We start from the raw sequence: 15,949 nt of genomic DNA on the forward strand, positions 1-15,949 counted from the left end.
CCATGGACGACATTATCGGCGCAATCATCGTAGCGACGATCTTCATCGGCCTGCCGTGGGTCATCCTCCACTACATCACCAAGTGGAAGACCGCTGCCTCCATCACTGGTGACGACGAGGAGCTGCTCGACGAACTCTACCACCTGGCCCGCCGGTTGGACGAGCGGATGGACACCGTGGAACGGCTGGTCGCGAGCGACAATCCGGAATTCAAGGCACCGCGCATCCGCCACGACAAGGAAATCGACAACAACCCGCTGCACGAACTCGACCGCATGATGGCGGAGAAAGAAAGGAACGCCCGATGAACAGCCCCCGCACCACCCTCTATCGCGACAAGCAGAATGCGAAATTCATGGGCGTCTGCGCGGGCGTGGCCGATTACACCGGTATCAGCGTATTTTGGGTCCGGCTCGGCTTTCTGGCGGCGATCCTGTCCGGGATCCTCAGCCCGATCGTAATCCCGCTCTACCTGCTTGCCGGCCTGCTGCTGAACAAGAAGCCGCCCCACCTCTACGTCGACCCGCAGGAACAGAAGTATTGGCAGCGCGTCCGGCAGAGCCCGAAGCGCACCGCGCGGGAAATCCGCAGCCGCTTTCGCGACATCGACCGTCGCCTGGCCGAAGTGGAAAGCTTCTACGTCAGCAGCAACCCGCGCCTGAACGCCGAAATCGAGCGTCTGCGCTGAGTAAGCAGACCAAGGGGAATTGTTGTGAGCGAATTGATACCAATCATCGCGATTGTGCTTGGCTGTACCATCCCGATGCTCGCGATCTTGTCGAAACATAAGCAGAAGATTGCCGAAATGCAGATCGAAACGACGGCGCAAGCGACGGCGGAGAAGGCGGCGCAATACTCCAGCCAGGTCGAACAGCTCGAGGAGCGCGTCCGGGTGCTCGAACGCATCGTGACCGACCGCGGCTACGACATCGCCACCCAGATCGAGGCGCTGCGTGATACCCAGTCCGTTGAGGAAAGTGGCAGCGGCGTCCCCCTTGAAATGCAGCGGAAGGAGAGCGCGTGATGGATTTCGGCGGCCCAGGCTTTGTGCTCACGATCATCGGCCTGTCCATCATCGGGTGGCTGGTAAACAACTGGATCCGTGCCAAGCATGGCTATGCGCTGGAAGATGAATGGGGCGGAAAAACCGAACGCAAAGACACGGTCGAGACGCAGCATCTTCGGCAGGAAAACCGCGAACTGCGCGACCTGCTCACTAAGGTCGAAAAGCGAATGCAAGTTTTGGAAACGATCGTGACTGACAAGGGATATGCAGTTGCAAACGAGATCGAGGCGCTGCGCGATACCCGGCCGGTCGACGAAAGCGGCAGCGGCGCCCCCCTCGAAATGCAGCGGAAGGAGCGTGCGTGATGGATCCGAACCTGATGGGAATTTTCGCTTTCGTGCTGCTGGCTACGCTGATCGTGTTCCCTTTCGCCTACATCATGAACAAGCGGGTGCAGGAGCACGCCGAACGCAAGCTGGCACTGGAAGCCCGCATTGCGGAGGCCAACGCCGGCAGCGGAGCGAGCGCCGAGGCGCAGCGCAAGCTGGAAGCGCGGGTCCGCGTGCTGGAACGGATTGCCACCGACCGCGGCCATGACCTGGCCGACCAGATCGAGGCGCTGCGCGCTTCTAACCCGGAAGAGAACGGCATCCCGCTCGAAATGCGCCGCAAGGAGAACGCCTCGTGAGTTTCTGGACCGCCGTATTCCTGATCTGCTGCCTCGTGGCCGCCACGCAAATGTACAAGGCGCACCAGCGCCGCGAAGGCGGCATCGTCGTCGACGAACGGGGCAACGAGCGCGAGATCGTGCAGGAGAACCAGAGCCTCAACCGCGAGGTCGCGGAACTGCGCGAACGCATCAAAGTGCTGGAACGCATCGCCACCGATGCCAACACCGGATCGGCCAAGCGCCTGTCCGACGATATCGAGCAACTGCGCGACGACCGCGACTGAGCGGCGGCGCGAACGAGAACCGAAGGGAGAAAGCCATGTTGGGGAGCGAAATGCTGGTCATCTCCGGCGCAGGCCTGGCGGGCATCGCCATCGTCGCCGCGACCGTGCTCGCCGGCTGGAAAGGCTGGCTGGCGCTGAAATTGCGGGAGCTGGAAAGCCTGCCCGCAGGGCACCACGCCGGTGCCGGCCGTAGCCACGACCTGCTGGAAGAAGGCTCGCCCGAAGGCGCCGCCCGGATCGAGATCGCCGCGCTGAAGGAACGCATCCGCAAGCTGGAAGCCATCGCCAGCGGGGTCGACCTCTAGCTTCCTGAATGGCGGAAGGAGAATGTCGGAACCCTAGTGCAGCCGCAGGACTTTCTCTGGCACCCCATCCCCGTTACGGCCATTTCATGCGCAGCCTTTCTGACATCGCCGAAGAATACGACTTCCTCGAAGGGGACGAACGCTATCGCCTGCTGATCGAGCTGGGCCGCGAGCTTGAGCCGATGCCGGACGCGCTGAAGACCGACGCAACGCTGGTGCGCGGATGCAGCGCGGCGGTGTGGGTCTACCCGACCGGAGAGGCGGACAGGCTGCACTTCCTGGCCGACAGCAACGCGGCAATCACCAAGGGCATCGTCGCGCTGGTGATCGCAGCGGTGCAGGACAAGCCCGCCGGCGAAGTCGCGGCGATGGACGTGACGGGCGCCCTTTCCCCGTTCGACCTAAGGAACCAGCTGTCCAGCAATCGCACGCAGGGCGTTCCCAACATGATCGCGCTGGTGAAGGAGCATGCCGCGCGCATCGCCGCGGCCTGACCGCCCCCGCCCATGCGGCACATTTATCTTGCGCTAGGCATATTCTTCGTCAGCCTCGCCGCGATCGGCGCCTTCCTGCCGATCATGCCCACGGTGCCCTTCCTGCTGCTGGCGGTGTATTTCTTCGCCCGCAGCAATCCCGAATGGGAGCGGAAGATCCTCGACCATCCGCACTGGGGCCCACAGGTGCGCGACTGGCGCGAACGCCGCGCGATCAGCCGCCGCGCCAAGATCATGGCCATCGGCGCGATGAGCGTGGGCGCGGTCGTGACCTACTACATGCTCGGCCACCCCTGGTACTGGATTTCGGTCGCGATCCTCGTGACCTGCGGCACCTGGATCGCGACACGCAACGAGTGACATCGGCTAGAAATTTCGAATCACATTTGGGTGAAAACGCTTACCCCTCCGAGGGTCAGGCCAGTTCCCCACACGATTGACACTCGTTTCTGGAAAACGGCCAAATCGGCTGTACCGCGCTTATATATCTCATCCCACACTTAGGACACTTGCCAAAAATCGTCAAAAGGATAAGCAGCGCGAACGAAAAGCTCGATATCATCATTACCAAAATTAAGAGGATAGCTAGCAACGCATCTCCATTGCTGCCAGTTACTCGGCTTAAAACAAGAACTAGTATGCTTGAAAAAATGAAGAGGTGAAAGCTTCCAAGAGAAAGAATTATTTTTCTCCTAAACATCAGTCTTCTCCTTTGATCGACAATCGATCCCCATTGAGGCAGCATACTTTCCGCCTCCCCGTGCGCACACTACAGAGAACAAGTGACGTCGTCATTGGAACATCCTAAGTCGCAAACCATTGATTGTCCAAGCGGGAGGCCAGACATGAGGACAACACAATGGCCATTCTTATCCTGCTCGCGACCATCTTTATTCCGCCGCTCGGTGTGGCGGCGAAGCACGGGCTCGGCGGCACCACGCTGCTCAATCTCGTACTGACCCTGCTGGGGTTCATCCCCGGCCTGATCCACGGACTGTACGTGAACTACGCCCGGTAAATCGCGAGCGATAAACAAGGGAAGACCCCGCCGGTGCGATCTGCGCACCGGCGGGGTCTTTGTATCCGCTTTCGAAGATGGTGCTTGCCGTTTGGGCCCGGTCGGGTTCCAGCCGGCCCCTTCTTCAGGCGCCGGCGCTGTCCCTTACGACCGCAATGCCGGCCTCGCGCTGGCGCTTCAGTTCGGCCTTCAGCTTGGCAGGCGCACGGGCGAAGACAAAGCCGAAGCTGACGCCCCCTTCCTTTCCGATGGTCGCATGGTGCAGCTTGTGCGACTGGACCAGCCGCTTGGCATAGCCGCGCTTGGGCACGTAGCGGAAATAGCGCTGGTGGACGAGCCCGTCGTGGATCAGCGTGTAGACGATGCCATAGAGCAGGATGCCCGCGCCGATCCACGTCGCCGGCTCCCACGCGTTAGTCCCGCGCACCAGCGGGCTGCCCAGGGCGAACATCGACACGCTCATCACCACGCCGACGATGGCGTATAGGTCGTTGCGCTCCAGCGCATTGTCGTGCGGTTCGTGGTGGTCGCGGTGCCACGCCCAGCCGAAGCCGTGCATCACGTACTTGTGCAGCGCCCAGGCGAAGATTTCCATGCCCACGAAAGTCGCGGCGATAATCGCGATGATGGCCCAGATGCTCATTGTCCGGCCTCCTCGCCGGCGGTGGTCCCTGCCAGAACGCTCGCCCGCTTGCGCGGCAGCGCCCACCACGGCGTGTCGGGGTGGCAGTGGTGTTCGTGGTGATAGCCGAAATGGAAACACGAAGCGAGGCTGGCAAGGGGCCCGAAGCTGTCGCTGCGCGCATTGTGCCGGTCCACGAACCCGTCCTCCGCATGACGATGCGGGCGGAAAGTGCCGAAATAGAACAGCTGGAGCGACGAGCCGATGGAAGGCACCGCATAGAACAGCAGCATCTTGCCCACGCCGACATCGAAGGCGAGGTGGTAAAGCCAGAACACGCCGGTCACGAACAGGACCGATCCGATCCCGAAATAGCGCTTCAGGAACGTGGCGTACCACGACCAGAAGGCGCGCGGGTGGTCGGCGCAGAAATCCGGGTCCTGCGCGGTGCCGGCGTGGCGGTGGTGGGCGAAATGCGCATCGCGCAACTTGGTCCACGAGAAGCCTGCATAAAGGAACAGCAGCGTCGCCCCAATTGCGGAATTGAGCCACGGCCGCCCGGGCGCCAGCGAGCCGTGCATCGCGTCATGCGCCACGATGAACACGCCGACGAACAGCCAGCACTGCAGCGCCGCAAGGACCAGCGCGATGGGCGCGGTCGCCCAGCTCAGCTCGAACACGAAGATGGAGTAGGCATGCAGGCCCGCCAGCGCGCCGACGACTGCCGCTGCCAGCCCCAGCCCGACGACGGTCTGGTCTTGGCGCGCTAGCGCAGCGGGTTTCGCGGCAGTGGTTACAGGTGCGGCCATCGCGGCGCGCTATACGGCATTGCAACTGAACGACAAATAGACGGCGGCTCGCCGTCCGGCGTTTCAGTCTTCGTGCGGGAAGAAGAAGGCGGCCACTTCCTTGCCAATGCGCGCCGGGCGCAGGGTTTCGGCATCGATGCAGCACCAGGCGGACTTCACCTCGGCCAGCACATCCTCGCCCCGCTGGATCACCGTGGAATAGAACGCGCGTGCGCCGGCGATCTTCTCCAGCACCGTTTCCGCGATCACTTCGTCATCGAGGAAAGCGGGACGGCGATAGGTGATCTCGTGCTTCAGCGCGACCCACGCCTTGCTCGCCACCGCTTCCGCCGGGGCGAGCTTGCGCCAGTGGCTCAGCACCGCGTCCTGCACCCACGAAAGGTAACGCGCATTGTTGACGTGGCCCATGAAATCGATGTCGCCGGGGACGATCGTGATCGGGAAATGATAGGCCTTTGCTGCTGACATGGATGTCAATTAGCGCGCAATTGCTTACCGTTCCATGACTCATTTCGCCCGTTTGCCAATTAATGTGCCCAGTTCGCCCGATGCCGCCTTGCCAGCGCGCGGCGGCAATCCCATGAAGGTTGCATGACCAAGACCTCGAAATCGATCACCGGCAAGGCCGCCGTCGCGGGGGCCGCCATCGGCTCTGCCGCCATCGCCGCCGCGCTCCTCTATGCTTCCAAAAAGCGGGAGGAAAAGAAGAAGCCGCGCAATCCCGACCTGCCGCATATCGACCCGCCCGAAACCGACTGAGGAGACGCGACATGAAAGCCCTGCGAAGCCATGAGGTCGGCGGCCCGGAAACCCTGACGCTGGACGAAATCGACGCGCCCGTTCCCGCCGCGAACGAGGTGCTGGTCGCGGTGAAGGCCTGCGCGATCAATTATCCCGACACGCTGATCACGCGCGATCTCTACCAGTTCAAGCCGCCACGCCCCTTCGCGCCCGGCGGCGAGATTGCCGGCGTGGTCGAGGCCGTGGGGGACAGCGTGACCCAGTGGAAGCCCGGCGACCGGGTCATCGCCATGCTCGGCAACGGCGGCCTGGCCGAAAAGGTCACCGTGGATGCGGGTCGCATGTTCGCCATCCCCGATGGGGTGGATTTCGAAATCGCCGCTTCGCTGCTGATGACCTACGGCACCACGATCCACGGGCTGAAGGACCGCGGCGACATTGCCGAAGGCGAAACCGTGCTGGTACTCGGCGCAGCCGGCGGCGTGGGCCTGTCCGCCATCGAGATCGCCAAAGCCTATGGCGCCCGCGTGGTCGCCGGCGTTTCCAGCGAGGAAAAGGCCGACATCGCGCGCAAGGCCGGAGCGGACGAAGTGGTGATCTACCCGCGCGCGCCGTTCGACAAGGACACGTCGAAGCAGCTGGCGAACGACTTCAAGGCGGCGGTTGGCCCGAACGGCGCTGACATCGTCTACGACATCGTCGGCGGCGACTATTCGGAGCCTGCCTTGCGCTCGATCGCATGGGAAGGCCGTTTCCTCGTCATCGGCTTCCCGGCGGGAATCGCGAAGATGCCGCTCAACCTGACGCTGCTGAAAAGCTGCGACATCCGCGGCGTCTTCTGGGGCGCATTTACTGCGCGAGAGCCGAAGAAGAACGCCGAGAATATCGCCCAGCTATTTGAATGGCTGAAGGACGGCAGGATCAAGCCGCTGGTGAGCGAGACCTTCCCGCTGGAACGCGGCGGCGAAGCCATCGCGAAGCTGGAAAACCGCGAGGCGGTGGGCAAGCTCGTCGTCACGATGTAAGATTGTGGCCGAAACGATTGCGCGGCCTTTGCCGCGCGCCTATCTCGCGGCCGAATTTCAGGGAGCACTTTCAATGACCGACTTTTCCGACCGCCGCAAAGGCGAGGAAGCCAAGTTCGCAATGGACGACGAAATGGCCTTCCGCGTCGCCGCGCGCCGCAACCGCCTGCTGGGCGAATGGGCTGCTGGCCTGATGGGCCTGACCGAAGAGGAAACCGACGCCTACAAGAAGGCCGTCGTACAGGCCGACTTCGAAGAAGCGGGCGACGAGGACGTGATCCGCAAGCTGCTCGGCGATCTCACGGCATCCGATTGCGACGTCTCCGAAGCCGATATCCGCGCCAAGCTCGAAGAAAAGAGCGTCGAGGCGCGCCGCCAGCTGATGGAAGAAAGCTGAGCCGATGCCGATGGCAGCAGACGAGATCGAACGGCTGATCAAGGCCGCCCTGCCCGATGCCGAGGTCGAGATCCGCGACCTCGCCGGCGATGGCGACCATTATGCCGCGCATGTCGTCTGCCCCGCCTTCGCCGGGAAGGCGCGCGTGGCCCAGCACAAGATGGTCTACGACGCGCTGGGCGGGCGCATGGGCGGGGAGCTTCACGCCTTGCAACTCACGACCGCCGCACCCAACTGAGCGTCAACGCATTCTTCCAGACTTCCGCGAGGCCGCACACATGTCCGACATCAATTCCCGCATCGACGAAATCGTCAGCAAGGACGACGTGGTCCTGTTCATGAAGGGCACGCCCCTGTTCCCGCAATGCGGCTTTTCCAGCCGCGCGGTCGCGATCCTCGAAAACCTCGGGGTCGAATACGGCAGCGTCGACGTGCTGCAGGACATGGAAATCCGCCAGGGCATCAAGTCCTATTCCGACTGGCCGACCATCCCCCAGCTCTACGTGAAGGGCGAATTCCAGGGCGGCAGCGACATCATGATGGAAATGTTCGAAAGCGGCGAACTCAAGACCCTGATGACCGAAAAAGGCGTGAAGGAAGTATCCTAGCTTCATGAAGCCGCCTCCGCGGCTTCGTCCTCCCTGCTGTTCCCACCGCTACGCGGCGGGGCAGGTCCGGGGCGGGCGGTCGCCCTTGCCGCCGCCTGCGCGGCGGAGCTCCGCGACTTGGCTTGCCGACTAGCACTGTCGCACCGCGCACGCGGTGCCAGAGGCCGACCGGCCGACCGCAGCGGCCTCGCAGCCGGAACGAAGTCCCGGCGGAGAGAATAGCCGCAAGGACGACCGCGCGGAGGCGCGGTCATGAAACAGAATTTCAGGGGTTAAGGCGGGACCGTGTGACCGGGTTGTGGGGCAACAGGGGTAGGTGACGGCCCCGCCTTAATTCGAAGACTGTACGAACCAGCGTACGCCATCACCGATGCATTCCCCGTGCCAGTTTGGAAAATCCGGCAATCCCTGCCCGGTGCGATGGTAAGCATGGCGTTAACGCGGCACCCGTGTGTAAAGCGGACCGACAGGCCTCGCCCGGATTTCGCTTGCCCGCCGCACGCCCTGCCCGCACAAGCGCCACATGAGTGGCGATCCGCAACCCGAAACGATCCCGGCCGCAACCGTCGTCATCTTCCGTAACGATCCGGCCGGCGGGCCGCCGCAGCTGCTGATGGTCACGCGATCGCGCAACATGAGCTTTGCAGGCGGTATGGCGGTGTTCCCCGGCGGACGCATCGACCCGGCAGACCGCGATCTTGCCGCGCGCATCGCACCGCAGCTCGACGAAACCCAAGGCGCCGCCATGATCGCCGCGATGCGCGAAACGCTGGAGGAAACCGGCCTCGTCATCGCGGTGAAGGAAGCTGTCAGCGCGGCGGAGGCCTCCGATGCGCGCGCCATGCTGCTGGAAACCGTGGCGCTCGCACCCGTGCTCGTTCGCTTCGGCTGGACGCTCGACCTGTCGCGGCTGGTCTATTTCGCGCGCTGGTGGCCGCGTTTCCGCCACGAACGCAGCTTCGACACGCATTTCTACCTCTACGACATCGGCACCGGCGCAGTCGACATCGCCGTGGACGCGACGGAGAACACTCGCCTGTTCTGGACCAGTGCCAACGATGCATTGGCCGCGGCCGATCGCGGCGAAATTTCGGTGATATTCCCGACCCGCCGCAACCTCGAACGATTGGCCACATTCGCCGATTTCTGCGCTGCGAAGGCCCGTGCCGAAGCAACTCCGGTCCGCACCATCACACCGCAGATCGAGGATCGCGAAGGCGGCCGCGTGCTGACGATCCCCGGCGACCTCGGCTACCCGGTAACGGAAGAGGAAATCGGCAGTGCCATGCGGGGATGACCGGCCCTTCCGGGCCGAAACGATCTGGCGCGCCCGGCAGGACTCGAACCTGCAACTCCAAGCTTAGAAGGCTCGTGCTCTATCCAGTTGAACTACGGGCGCGCGCTGGGCGGCGCTTTAGCGCGCTTTGCGGCAGGCGCAAATCGGGTTAGGCGGCTGGCATGACGGAAACCCCGCCCGGACCCCCTGCCACGCCGGCAACGCCGCCCCGCTTCCGCTATGCCGATTTCGTCATGGCGGCGTTCGTGACGGTGCTGTTGCTGTCGAACGTCATCGGCGCAGGCAAGGTGGCGGAGATTACCGTGCCGGGGCTCGGCACCATCCCGTTCGGCGCGGGGCTGCTGTTCTTCCCCGTATCCTATGTGATCGGGGACGTGCTGACCGAAGTGTACGGCTATGCCCGCGCGCGGCGGGTGATCTGGACGGGGTTTGCCGCGCTTGTCTTCATGGCTTTCATGAGCTGGGCGGTGGTGGCGATGCCGCCGGCAGCGGACTGGGGCAACCAGGATGCCTATACCCGCGTTTTCGGCCAGGTCCCGCGCATCGTGGCGGCCTCGATCGTCGCCTTCTGGGCCGGCGAATTCGTGAATGCCTATGTGCTGGCGAAGATGAAGATCTGGACCGGAGGCCGCTATCTGTGGACCCGGACGATCGGGTCGACCGTGGTCGGCCAAGGCGTGGACAGCGCGCTATTCTACCCGATAGCGTTCCTCGGCGTGGAAGGCTGGACCACCGAACTGGTCGTCACGGTGGCGCTGACCCAGTGGGCGCTAAAAACCGCTTGGGAGGCCCTTCTTACCCCCGCGACCTATGCCGCTGTCGGCTGGCTGAAGCGCCGCGAGGGGGTGGATGTTTTCGATACGGATACGGATTTCTCTCCTTTCAGATAGTTTGTTTCCGCACGCCTCCGGCGCGCGATATCCTCGCTTGCGTCCGGCTTCGCCGGACCCGCTGCGGGCGGCCGGTCGGCCTTGCCGTCCCCTGCGGGACGGATTGGAAATTCTCCCGTAGCGAGGCAGTTGTAAATCAATCCGCGATCAGGCCGATGGCGAGATAGATCAGGATGGCGGATCCGAAGCCGAGGATGGTCGCGGCAACGAAGCCGAGGCGGACGATCATCGGGTCCCAGTCGAACCGGTTGGCGAGCCCCGCGCAGACACCGAGCAGCTTGCCGTTGTCCTTGTCGAGACGGAATTCTGCGGGACTCGAACCGATCACGGGGCCCTTCTTGTCGAGCTGACTCATGCGACCATCCCTGCAACGGCGCTGGCATTTTCGGCCGGAACGATGGCGAAAGCCAGGAAGGCTGCGGAGATCGCGAAGGCCGAAACGACCGAAGCGAGCTGTTCGAATTTTGCGGACAGACCAAACATTGTGTTTCCTTTCATCGGTGCCGGAGAACCATTCTGCCGACACAAACACCATTGCATGGGCCGTGCCAGTTTCGGAAAATGGCTGTTTTCCGCCATTTCTGCGCCATCGATGATTGCTTTCATTTTGCTGAATGCCATTGCTTGGTAAAATTCACCAACTGTTGGTTTGGCAATTCCAGCACATTGCCGCAGTTCGAATTCACACGGCCATTGGCGCGCCGCAAAACCCCTCGTATCGCTGGCAAGGATCATGCCGCTCGCCCAATTTTCCCTTGTCCGTTTCCGCAATCACGCCGCGACTTCGCTCGGCGGCCTGGCGCGCTTCAACCTGCTGGTGGGAGAGAACGGCGCGGGCAAGACCAATGTGCTGGAAGGATTGTCCCTCCTCGCCCCCGGGCGCGGCTTGCGCCGGGCGGCGCTGGCGGAGATGGCGATGGCAGGTGGCGATGGCAGTTTTGCGGTAAACGCCCTGATGGCGGGCGAGGACGAGCTGGCGATCGGCACCGGCACCCTCCCCGGCCGGCCCAACCGCCGCGTCACGCGCATCAACGGCGCAGAGACCAGCACGGCGCAGATCGGCGAATGGTTCGCCGCATCGTGGCTGACGCCCGCGATGGATCGCCTTTTCACCGATAGCGCGGGCGCACGGCGCCGCTTCCTCGACCGGCTGGTCGTGGCGCTGGAACCTGTCCACGCACGCCATGCGAGCCGATATGAAGCCGCCTTGCGCGAACGCAACCGCCTTCTGTCGGCGGACACCATGCCCGAAGCGCGCTGGTTTTCGGCTGTCGAGGCCCAGCTGGCCGAACAGGGCGCGGCTCTTGCTGCCGGGCGGGCGCGCTTGGTCGAGGCACTGGCGGGGGCGCTTTCCGCCATGCCGGACGAACCCTTCGCGCGGCCCGAACTCGCGCTTGACCACGGCGGCCCGATACACGGTGATGCACTGGCCGAGGCGCTGGCCCGCGGGCGGGAGCGCGACCGGGCTGCGGGGCGCACGCTGACCGGCCCGCATCGCAGCGAGCTTTCCGTGACCCTTGCGGGCAAGGGCGTGCCCGCGGCGCAGGCCTCGACCGGGGAGCAGAAGGCGATGCTGATCGCCATCGTCCTCGCGCATCTCGAACTCGCCTTGAGGGAGCGGCCCGGCCTGCTGTTGCTGGACGAAGTCGCCGCCCATCTCGACCCGGTTCGACGCGCGGCCCTGTTCGAACGGCTTGCCGGCATGGACGCGCAGGTCTGGCTGACCGGGACCGAGCTCGCGCCCTTCAGCGACCTGCCCGCCGACGCCGCCCGCTGGCGGGTATCCCATGGCGAGGTGACGCGGCTCTAGCTGGGCGGCAAGGCGTCCTGCACGTCGTCCAGCGTCGCTTCGACCAGCGCGGCCACGCCTTGTGCCGTGGGGTGGATTCGGTCCGCCTGGTTGAGCTCCGGCCGCGCAATGATAGGTTCCTGGAAGAACGGCACGAGATCGGCGTCGTATTCGCGCGCGAGGTCGCGGTAGATCGCGTCGAACTGGCGCTGGAAATCGCCGCCGTAATTGGGCGGCGCGCGCATGCCCATCAGCAGCACGGGAATGCCGCGCTTGGTCGCTTCGGCCATCATGAAGTCGAGGTTAGCGCGCGTTTCCTCTACCGGAAGGCCGCGCAGCAGGTCGTTGCCCCCCAGCTCCAGGATCAGGAGGTCTGGCTTCGTCGCCATGTTATCGAGGGTGAAGGCGAAGCGCTGCCGGCCGGCGGCGGTGGTGTCGCCCGATACGCCCGCGTTCTGGACGGTCGCGTTGATGCCTTCCGCGCGCAGGGCCGCCTGCAGCTGCGCCGGATAGCTTTCCGAAGGCTGCAAACGGTAGCCGGCGAACAGGCTGTCACCGAAGGCGAGGATGGTGCGCGAAGGCCCCGCTATCGCCGCGCTCTCGGTGACGACTCCGCCTGGGGTCGCGTCGCTTTCCGGCGCCTGCGCCGGCTCCGCGCTCCCGCAAGCCGACAGGGTCATGGCCAGGGCCAGCGCCATCGCGCGAGCGGGAAAAACAGGTTTCAGCATGCAACCTCCTTGGACTTGCCCGCCAGCTATGCCATCGCTGCATCCCGTGTCCACCTCTCCCGAAACCAGCCCGGCCATCGTCGCCGAAAACCTCACCCTGACGCTTGGCGATGCCGCCGCACCGGTCGATATCCTGCGCGGCATCGACCTGACGGTCCGCGCCGGCGAGATGGTGGCGCTGCTCGGTCCGTCGGGATCGGGCAAGAGCTCGCTGATGGCGGTCCTTTCCGGCCTAGAGCGGGCGACGGGCGGCTCGCTCGGCGTTGCGGGGCAGGATTTCACGCATATGGACGAAGATGCGCTCGCCGCCGCGCGGCGCGGGCGCATCGGCATCGTGTTGCAGGCCTTCCACCTGCTGCCGACCATGACCGCGCGCGAAAACGTGGCGACCCCGATGGAACTGGCCGGGATGGCGGACGCGGCGGAGCGGGCCGAGGCGGAACTGGTGGCTGTCGGCCTTGGCCACCGGCGGGGCCATTACCCGACCCAGCTTTCCGGCGGCGAGCAGCAGCGCGTCGCCATCGCCCGCGCGATTGCACCGCGCCCGGCCATTATCTTCGCCGACGAGCCGACCGGCAACCTCGATGCGGCAACAGGCGCGGAAATCGTCGACCTGCTGTTCGCACGGCGCGCAGAAACCGGTGCGACGCTGGTCGTCATCACCCATGACGAAAGCCTCGCCAAGCGCTGCGAGCGCATCGTGCGCCTCGCCGACGGGCTCGTCGCTTCGGACGGCCGCGAGTGAGCAATATCTCCTGGGCCACCGCCTGGCGGATCGCCCGGCGCGACCTCAACGGGCGCTTCCGCGGGCTGCGCCTGCTCGTTATCTGCCTGTTCCTCGGCGTCGGCGCTCTTGCGGCCATCGGCACGCTGACCAGCGCGGTCGGCGGCGAGATCGAGGCGCGCGGCCGCGAATTCCTGGGCGGCGACATCCAGCTTTCGGTCTGGCAACGCGACCTCGCCCCGGACGAACTGGCTGCGCTGGAGCAGCTGGGCACCGTATCCGGCGGCTTCCGGATGCAGGCGATGGCAACGGCGGGCGAGAACGCCGCGCCGGTCGGGCTGAAGGCGGTCGACAGCGAGTATCCGCTGGTCGGCTCTCTCACCCTGACAGGCGGGCGCGCGGCCGACGCACCGGCCGCGGGCGAGGCCTTTATCGCGAAAGGCGCTGCCGACAGGCTCGACGCGGCGGTGGGCGACACGGTGACCATCGCCGGGCAGGAACTGCGCGTGGCGGGAATTATCGAGACCGAGCCCGACCAGCTTTCCGAAGGCTTCTCGCTCGGCCCCACGGTCATCGTCGACCGCGCCTTTCCGGGAGAAGCAGGCTTGCTCGAACCCGGCGCGCTTTACCGGGCGCGGTACCGCGTGGCGCTCGACGATGTCGGCCGCGATACGGAAGCCCTGGCGGAGGCGCTGGAGGAGCGTTTCCCGCAAGCAGGGTTCGAATATCGCACCCGCGACAATGCCTCGCCCGGAGCCGACCGTTTCGTCAGCCGGATGGGCGAATTCCTCGTCCTCGTCGGCCTGGCCGCGCTGGTCATTGCCGGCATCGGCATCGGCGGCGGTGTGTCGTCCTACCTGCAAGCGCGCCGCAGCAGCATCGCCACGCTGAAAGTCCTCGGCGCGTCGAGCCGCGACATCGCCCGCATCTACGCCCTGCAGATCGGCGCGGCGGCGCTGATCGGCAGCGTCGCGGGCCTGGTGGTCGGGATGGCGGTCACGCCGTTCCTCGCCCGTGCGCTGGCCGACCTGCTGCCGACAGGGAGCGGTTTCGCCATCGATCCATTAGCCCTGCTGCGCGCAGCCGGCTTCGGGCTGCTGGTGGCGCTGGTATTCGCCGCCCCGCCCCTGCTAGCCGCGCGGCGGTTTCCGGCCATGGCGCTGATGCGCGCACGGGTGAGCCCGCTGTCGCAGCGCTGGAAGGAAGGCGCACCGTGGGTCGTGGGAGGGCTCGCGGGGATCGTGGCACTCGCACTCGTCGGCGCGCCGCAACCCTTGCTCAGCGCCGGCTTCCTCGGCGGGGCGGCGGTCCTGCTCGGCCTGCTGGCGCTGCTCGGCTGGATCATCCGCAAGCTCGCCGCGCGCCTGCCCAGCCCCCGCAACCCGCTGCTCCGCACGGCAAAGGCGAACCTGCACCGTCCGGGCGCGCCGACCGGCCAGCTGGTTACCGCGCTCGGCTTCGGCTTGTCCGCCTTCGTGCTGCTCGCCGCCATCCAGAGCGCCATCGACGGCAATATCCGGCAGCGCGTCCCCGCGCAGGCGCCGGACTATTTCGTGCTCGACGTGCCGCGCGACAGCGAGGCGGAGTTCCGCGCGCTGGTGGCACGCGACAACCCGGCGGCGGAGGTGCGAACGGTCCCGGCCCTGCGCGGCAAGATCCTGGCCTACGGGCCGGAGGATGCGCAGGTCGTGGTCGCCGAACTGGAAGAGATCCCCGACGGTGCCTGGCCCCTGCGCGGCGAGCGCGGCCTCACCTATGCCGACGAAGTGCCGGAAGGAAACACGCTGACCGCCGGCGAATGGTGGGGTGCGGATTACGAGGGCGAGCCGCTCGTATCGGTCGACGAGGAGCTTGCCGAAGCGATCGACCTGAAGCTGGGCGACACGATCACCGTCGGCATCCTCGGCGTGGAGCGCACCGCACGGATCGCCAGTTTCCGCACGATCGACTGGGACAGCTTCGGCTTCAATTACGTTTTCGTGTTCTCCCCCAATGCCCTGCGCGACGCACCGCACAATCTGGCGGCCACCATCGAACTGCCGGAAGGCGCGGACACCGGTCCGCTGCTGCGTGACCTCGTCCGCACCCTGCCCTCAAGCTCGGTGATCGAGATCGGTTCGGTCCTCACCCAAGCGCGCGAACTCTTGGGGCAGGTCGGCACCGCGATCCTGGCCGCGGCATCGGTCGCGGTGCTGGCGGGCCTGGCCGTCCTGCTGGGCGCAATAGCCGCGGCGCGGGCGAGCCGGATTTACGACACGGTGATCCTTCGCGTGCTCGGCGCGAGCCGGCGCCAGTTGCTCCTGTTGCAACTGGCCGAATATGGCGCGCTCGCCGCGATCCTGGCGCTGGTCGCGCTCGGCCTCGGGTCCGGGCTTGCATGGCTGGTCGTGACGCAGTTGTTCGAATTCGACTGGTTGCCGGACTGGGGCACGGTGCTGGGCGTGCTCGGGGCCGGGCTCGCGCTGGTTATCGCCTTTGCGCTGGGCGGATCGCTGCCGCTGCTGCGCGCCAAGCCGGCGCGCGCCCTGCGTTCGGATTAGAC

The 15,949-nt window shown here is 65.3% G+C and carries 26 protein-coding genes and 1 tRNA gene; 20 read left to right on the forward strand and 7 right to left on the reverse strand.

Translation table 11 applies throughout. The annotated features are described in order from the left end of the window. The first annotated feature begins 2 nt into the window (after nt 1–2). The 10 genes from pspB (at nt 3) to VCJ71_RS06585 (ending at nt 3,777) form a co-directional block, all read left to right on the forward strand. The gene (gene pspB / locus VCJ71_RS06540; RefSeq protein ID WP_324639883.1) at nt 3–308 is read left to right on the forward strand and encodes an envelope stress response membrane protein PspB; all 306 of its coding nucleotides are present in this window, start codon (nt 3–5) and stop codon (nt 306–308) included. Next, complete coding sequence (pspC, locus tag VCJ71_RS06545; protein WP_290135860.1) at nt 305–688, forward strand: envelope stress response membrane protein PspC; 384 nt, start codon at nt 305–307, stop codon at nt 686–688. Before pspB ends, pspC begins: the two co-directional genes overlap by 4 nt. Before the next feature lie 75 nt (nt 689–763). Then, the gene (locus VCJ71_RS06550; RefSeq protein WP_324640890.1) at nt 764–1,024 is read left to right on the forward strand and encodes a hypothetical protein; all 261 of its coding nucleotides are present in this window, start codon (nt 764–766) and stop codon (nt 1,022–1,024) included. Next, nucleotides 1,024–1,371, forward strand: coding sequence for a hypothetical protein (locus VCJ71_RS06555; RefSeq protein ID WP_324640891.1), 348 nt, complete (start codon nt 1,024–1,026; stop codon nt 1,369–1,371). The genes VCJ71_RS06550 and VCJ71_RS06555 overlap by 1 nt, the downstream gene beginning before the upstream one ends. Further along, a complete protein-coding gene (locus VCJ71_RS06560; RefSeq protein ID WP_324640892.1) occupies nt 1,371–1,694 on the forward strand; it encodes a hypothetical protein in 324 nt (107 codons plus the stop codon). Before VCJ71_RS06555 ends, VCJ71_RS06560 begins: the two co-directional genes overlap by 1 nt. Next, on the forward strand, nt 1,691–1,960 hold the full coding sequence (locus tag VCJ71_RS06565; RefSeq protein WP_324639884.1) for a hypothetical protein: 270 nt from the start codon (nt 1,691–1,693) through the stop codon (nt 1,958–1,960). The genes VCJ71_RS06560 and VCJ71_RS06565 overlap by 4 nt, the downstream gene beginning before the upstream one ends. Before the next feature lie 35 nt (nt 1,961–1,995). Then, a complete protein-coding gene (locus tag VCJ71_RS06570) occupies nt 1,996–2,265 on the forward strand; it encodes a hypothetical protein (protein ID WP_324639885.1) in 270 nt (89 codons plus the stop codon). An 86-nt stretch (nt 2,266–2,351) separates the two neighbouring features. Next, nucleotides 2,352–2,759 carry a SufE family protein gene (locus VCJ71_RS06575; protein ID WP_324639886.1) on the forward strand — a complete coding sequence of 136 codons (408 nt, stop codon included), beginning with the start codon at nt 2,352–2,354 and terminating at the stop codon, nt 2,757–2,759. Between the two features lie 12 nt (nt 2,760–2,771). Next, nucleotides 2,772–3,119, forward strand: a complete 348-nt coding sequence (locus tag VCJ71_RS06580; RefSeq protein WP_324639887.1) for a YbaN family protein — start codon at nt 2,772–2,774, stop codon at nt 3,117–3,119. A gap of 499 nt (nt 3,120–3,618) precedes the next feature. Further along, nucleotides 3,619–3,777 carry a YqaE/Pmp3 family membrane protein gene (locus VCJ71_RS06585; RefSeq protein WP_324639888.1) on the forward strand — a complete coding sequence of 53 codons (159 nt, stop codon included), beginning with the start codon at nt 3,619–3,621 and terminating at the stop codon, nt 3,775–3,777. Nucleotides 3,778–3,901: 124 nt separating this feature from the next. Here the strand turns inward: VCJ71_RS06585 and VCJ71_RS06590 are convergent, their stop codons facing one another. The 3 genes from VCJ71_RS06590 to VCJ71_RS06600 form a co-directional block, all read right to left on the reverse strand. Next, on the reverse strand, nt 3,902–4,420 hold the full coding sequence (locus tag VCJ71_RS06590) for a sterol desaturase family protein (protein ID WP_324639889.1): 519 nt from the start codon (nt 4,418–4,420) through the stop codon (nt 3,902–3,904). Next, a complete protein-coding gene (locus VCJ71_RS06595; RefSeq protein ID WP_324639890.1) occupies nt 4,417–5,208 on the reverse strand; it encodes a fatty acid desaturase in 792 nt (263 codons plus the stop codon). The genes VCJ71_RS06590 and VCJ71_RS06595 overlap by 4 nt, the downstream gene beginning before the upstream one ends. A 63-nt stretch (nt 5,209–5,271) precedes the next feature. Continuing rightward, complete coding sequence (locus VCJ71_RS06600) at nt 5,272–5,676, reverse strand: acyl-CoA thioesterase (RefSeq protein ID WP_324639891.1); 405 nt, start codon at nt 5,674–5,676, stop codon at nt 5,272–5,274. Between the two features lie 123 nt (nt 5,677–5,799). Here VCJ71_RS06600 and VCJ71_RS06605 point away from each other — a divergent pair, with 123 nt between their 5' ends. The 6 genes from VCJ71_RS06605 (at nt 5,800) to VCJ71_RS06630 (ending at nt 9,276) form a co-directional block, all read left to right on the forward strand. Further along, nucleotides 5,800–5,967: an isopropylmalate isomerase gene (locus VCJ71_RS06605; protein WP_324639892.1), complete on the forward strand. Its 168-nt coding sequence runs from the start codon at nt 5,800–5,802 to the stop codon at nt 5,965–5,967. An 11-nt stretch (nt 5,968–5,978) separates the two neighbouring features. Beyond that, the gene (locus tag VCJ71_RS06610) at nt 5,979–6,974 is read left to right on the forward strand and encodes an NADPH:quinone oxidoreductase family protein (protein ID WP_324639893.1); all 996 of its coding nucleotides are present in this window, start codon (nt 5,979–5,981) and stop codon (nt 6,972–6,974) included. Nucleotides 6,975–7,047: 73 nt separating this feature from the next. Continuing rightward, nucleotides 7,048–7,371, forward strand: coding sequence for a DUF1476 domain-containing protein (locus tag VCJ71_RS06615; protein ID WP_324639894.1), 324 nt, complete (start codon nt 7,048–7,050; stop codon nt 7,369–7,371). Between the two features lie 4 nt (nt 7,372–7,375). Further along, nucleotides 7,376–7,609, forward strand: a complete 234-nt coding sequence (locus VCJ71_RS06620) for a BolA family protein (RefSeq protein ID WP_324639895.1) — start codon at nt 7,376–7,378, stop codon at nt 7,607–7,609. Nucleotides 7,610–7,649: 40 nt separating this feature from the next. Then, the gene (gene grxD, locus VCJ71_RS06625; RefSeq protein ID WP_324639896.1) at nt 7,650–7,979 is read left to right on the forward strand and encodes a Grx4 family monothiol glutaredoxin; all 330 of its coding nucleotides are present in this window, start codon (nt 7,650–7,652) and stop codon (nt 7,977–7,979) included. A gap of 523 nt (nt 7,980–8,502) precedes the next feature. Then, nucleotides 8,503–9,276 (forward strand): NUDIX hydrolase, encoded by a 774-nt coding sequence (locus VCJ71_RS06630; RefSeq protein ID WP_324639897.1) that lies wholly within the window; start codon nt 8,503–8,505, stop codon nt 9,274–9,276. A gap of 25 nt (nt 9,277–9,301) precedes the next feature. Here VCJ71_RS06630 and VCJ71_RS06635 read toward each other — a convergent pair. Then, nucleotides 9,302–9,378: transfer RNA gene (locus VCJ71_RS06635), tRNA-Arg, on the reverse strand. Nucleotides 9,379–9,437: 59 nt separating this feature from the next. On the opposite strand from VCJ71_RS06635, the gene VCJ71_RS06640 reads away from it, so the two are divergent. Next, nucleotides 9,438–10,166: a queuosine precursor transporter gene (locus tag VCJ71_RS06640; RefSeq protein ID WP_324639898.1), complete on the forward strand. Its 729-nt coding sequence runs from the start codon at nt 9,438–9,440 to the stop codon at nt 10,164–10,166. Nucleotides 10,167–10,302: 136 nt separating this feature from the next. Here VCJ71_RS06640 and VCJ71_RS06645 read toward each other — a convergent pair whose 3' ends face one another. Both VCJ71_RS06645 and VCJ71_RS06650 read right to left on the reverse strand, forming a co-directional pair. Beyond that, on the reverse strand, nt 10,303–10,521 hold the full coding sequence (locus tag VCJ71_RS06645; protein ID WP_324639899.1) for a PspC domain-containing protein: 219 nt from the start codon (nt 10,519–10,521) through the stop codon (nt 10,303–10,305). Next, complete coding sequence (locus VCJ71_RS06650; RefSeq protein ID WP_324639900.1) at nt 10,518–10,901, reverse strand: hypothetical protein; 384 nt, start codon at nt 10,899–10,901, stop codon at nt 10,518–10,520. Before VCJ71_RS06650 ends, VCJ71_RS06645 begins: the two co-directional genes overlap by 4 nt. On the opposite strand from VCJ71_RS06650, the gene recF reads away from it, so the two are divergent. Next, complete coding sequence (gene recF, locus VCJ71_RS06655) at nt 10,900–11,976, forward strand: DNA replication/repair protein RecF (RefSeq protein WP_324639901.1); 1,077 nt, start codon at nt 10,900–10,902, stop codon at nt 11,974–11,976. The two genes, VCJ71_RS06650 and recF, sit on opposite strands and share 2 nt — an antisense overlap. On the opposite strand, the gene VCJ71_RS06660 is transcribed toward recF, so the two are convergent. Further along, on the reverse strand, nt 11,973–12,683 hold the full coding sequence (locus VCJ71_RS06660; protein ID WP_324639903.1) for an arylesterase: 711 nt from the start codon (nt 12,681–12,683) through the stop codon (nt 11,973–11,975). The genes recF and VCJ71_RS06660 overlap by 4 nt on opposite strands. A 28-nt stretch (nt 12,684–12,711) precedes the next feature. Between VCJ71_RS06660 and VCJ71_RS06665 the strand changes: the two genes are divergently transcribed. Together VCJ71_RS06665 and VCJ71_RS06670 are read left to right on the forward strand one after the other, a co-directional pair. Beyond that, nucleotides 12,712–13,428: an ABC transporter ATP-binding protein gene (locus VCJ71_RS06665; protein WP_324639904.1), complete on the forward strand. Its 717-nt coding sequence runs from the start codon at nt 12,712–12,714 to the stop codon at nt 13,426–13,428. Beyond that, the gene (locus tag VCJ71_RS06670) at nt 13,425–15,947 is read left to right on the forward strand and encodes an ABC transporter permease (protein WP_324639906.1); all 2,523 of its coding nucleotides are present in this window, start codon (nt 13,425–13,427) and stop codon (nt 15,945–15,947) included. Before VCJ71_RS06665 ends, VCJ71_RS06670 begins: the two co-directional genes overlap by 4 nt. The last annotated feature ends 2 nt before the right edge of the window (nt 15,948–15,949 follow it).

Origin of the sequence: Pseudoblastomonas aquimaris, assembly GCF_035481675.1 — a bacterium.
GTDB lineage: Bacteria > Pseudomonadota > Alphaproteobacteria > Sphingomonadales > Sphingomonadaceae > Alteriqipengyuania_B.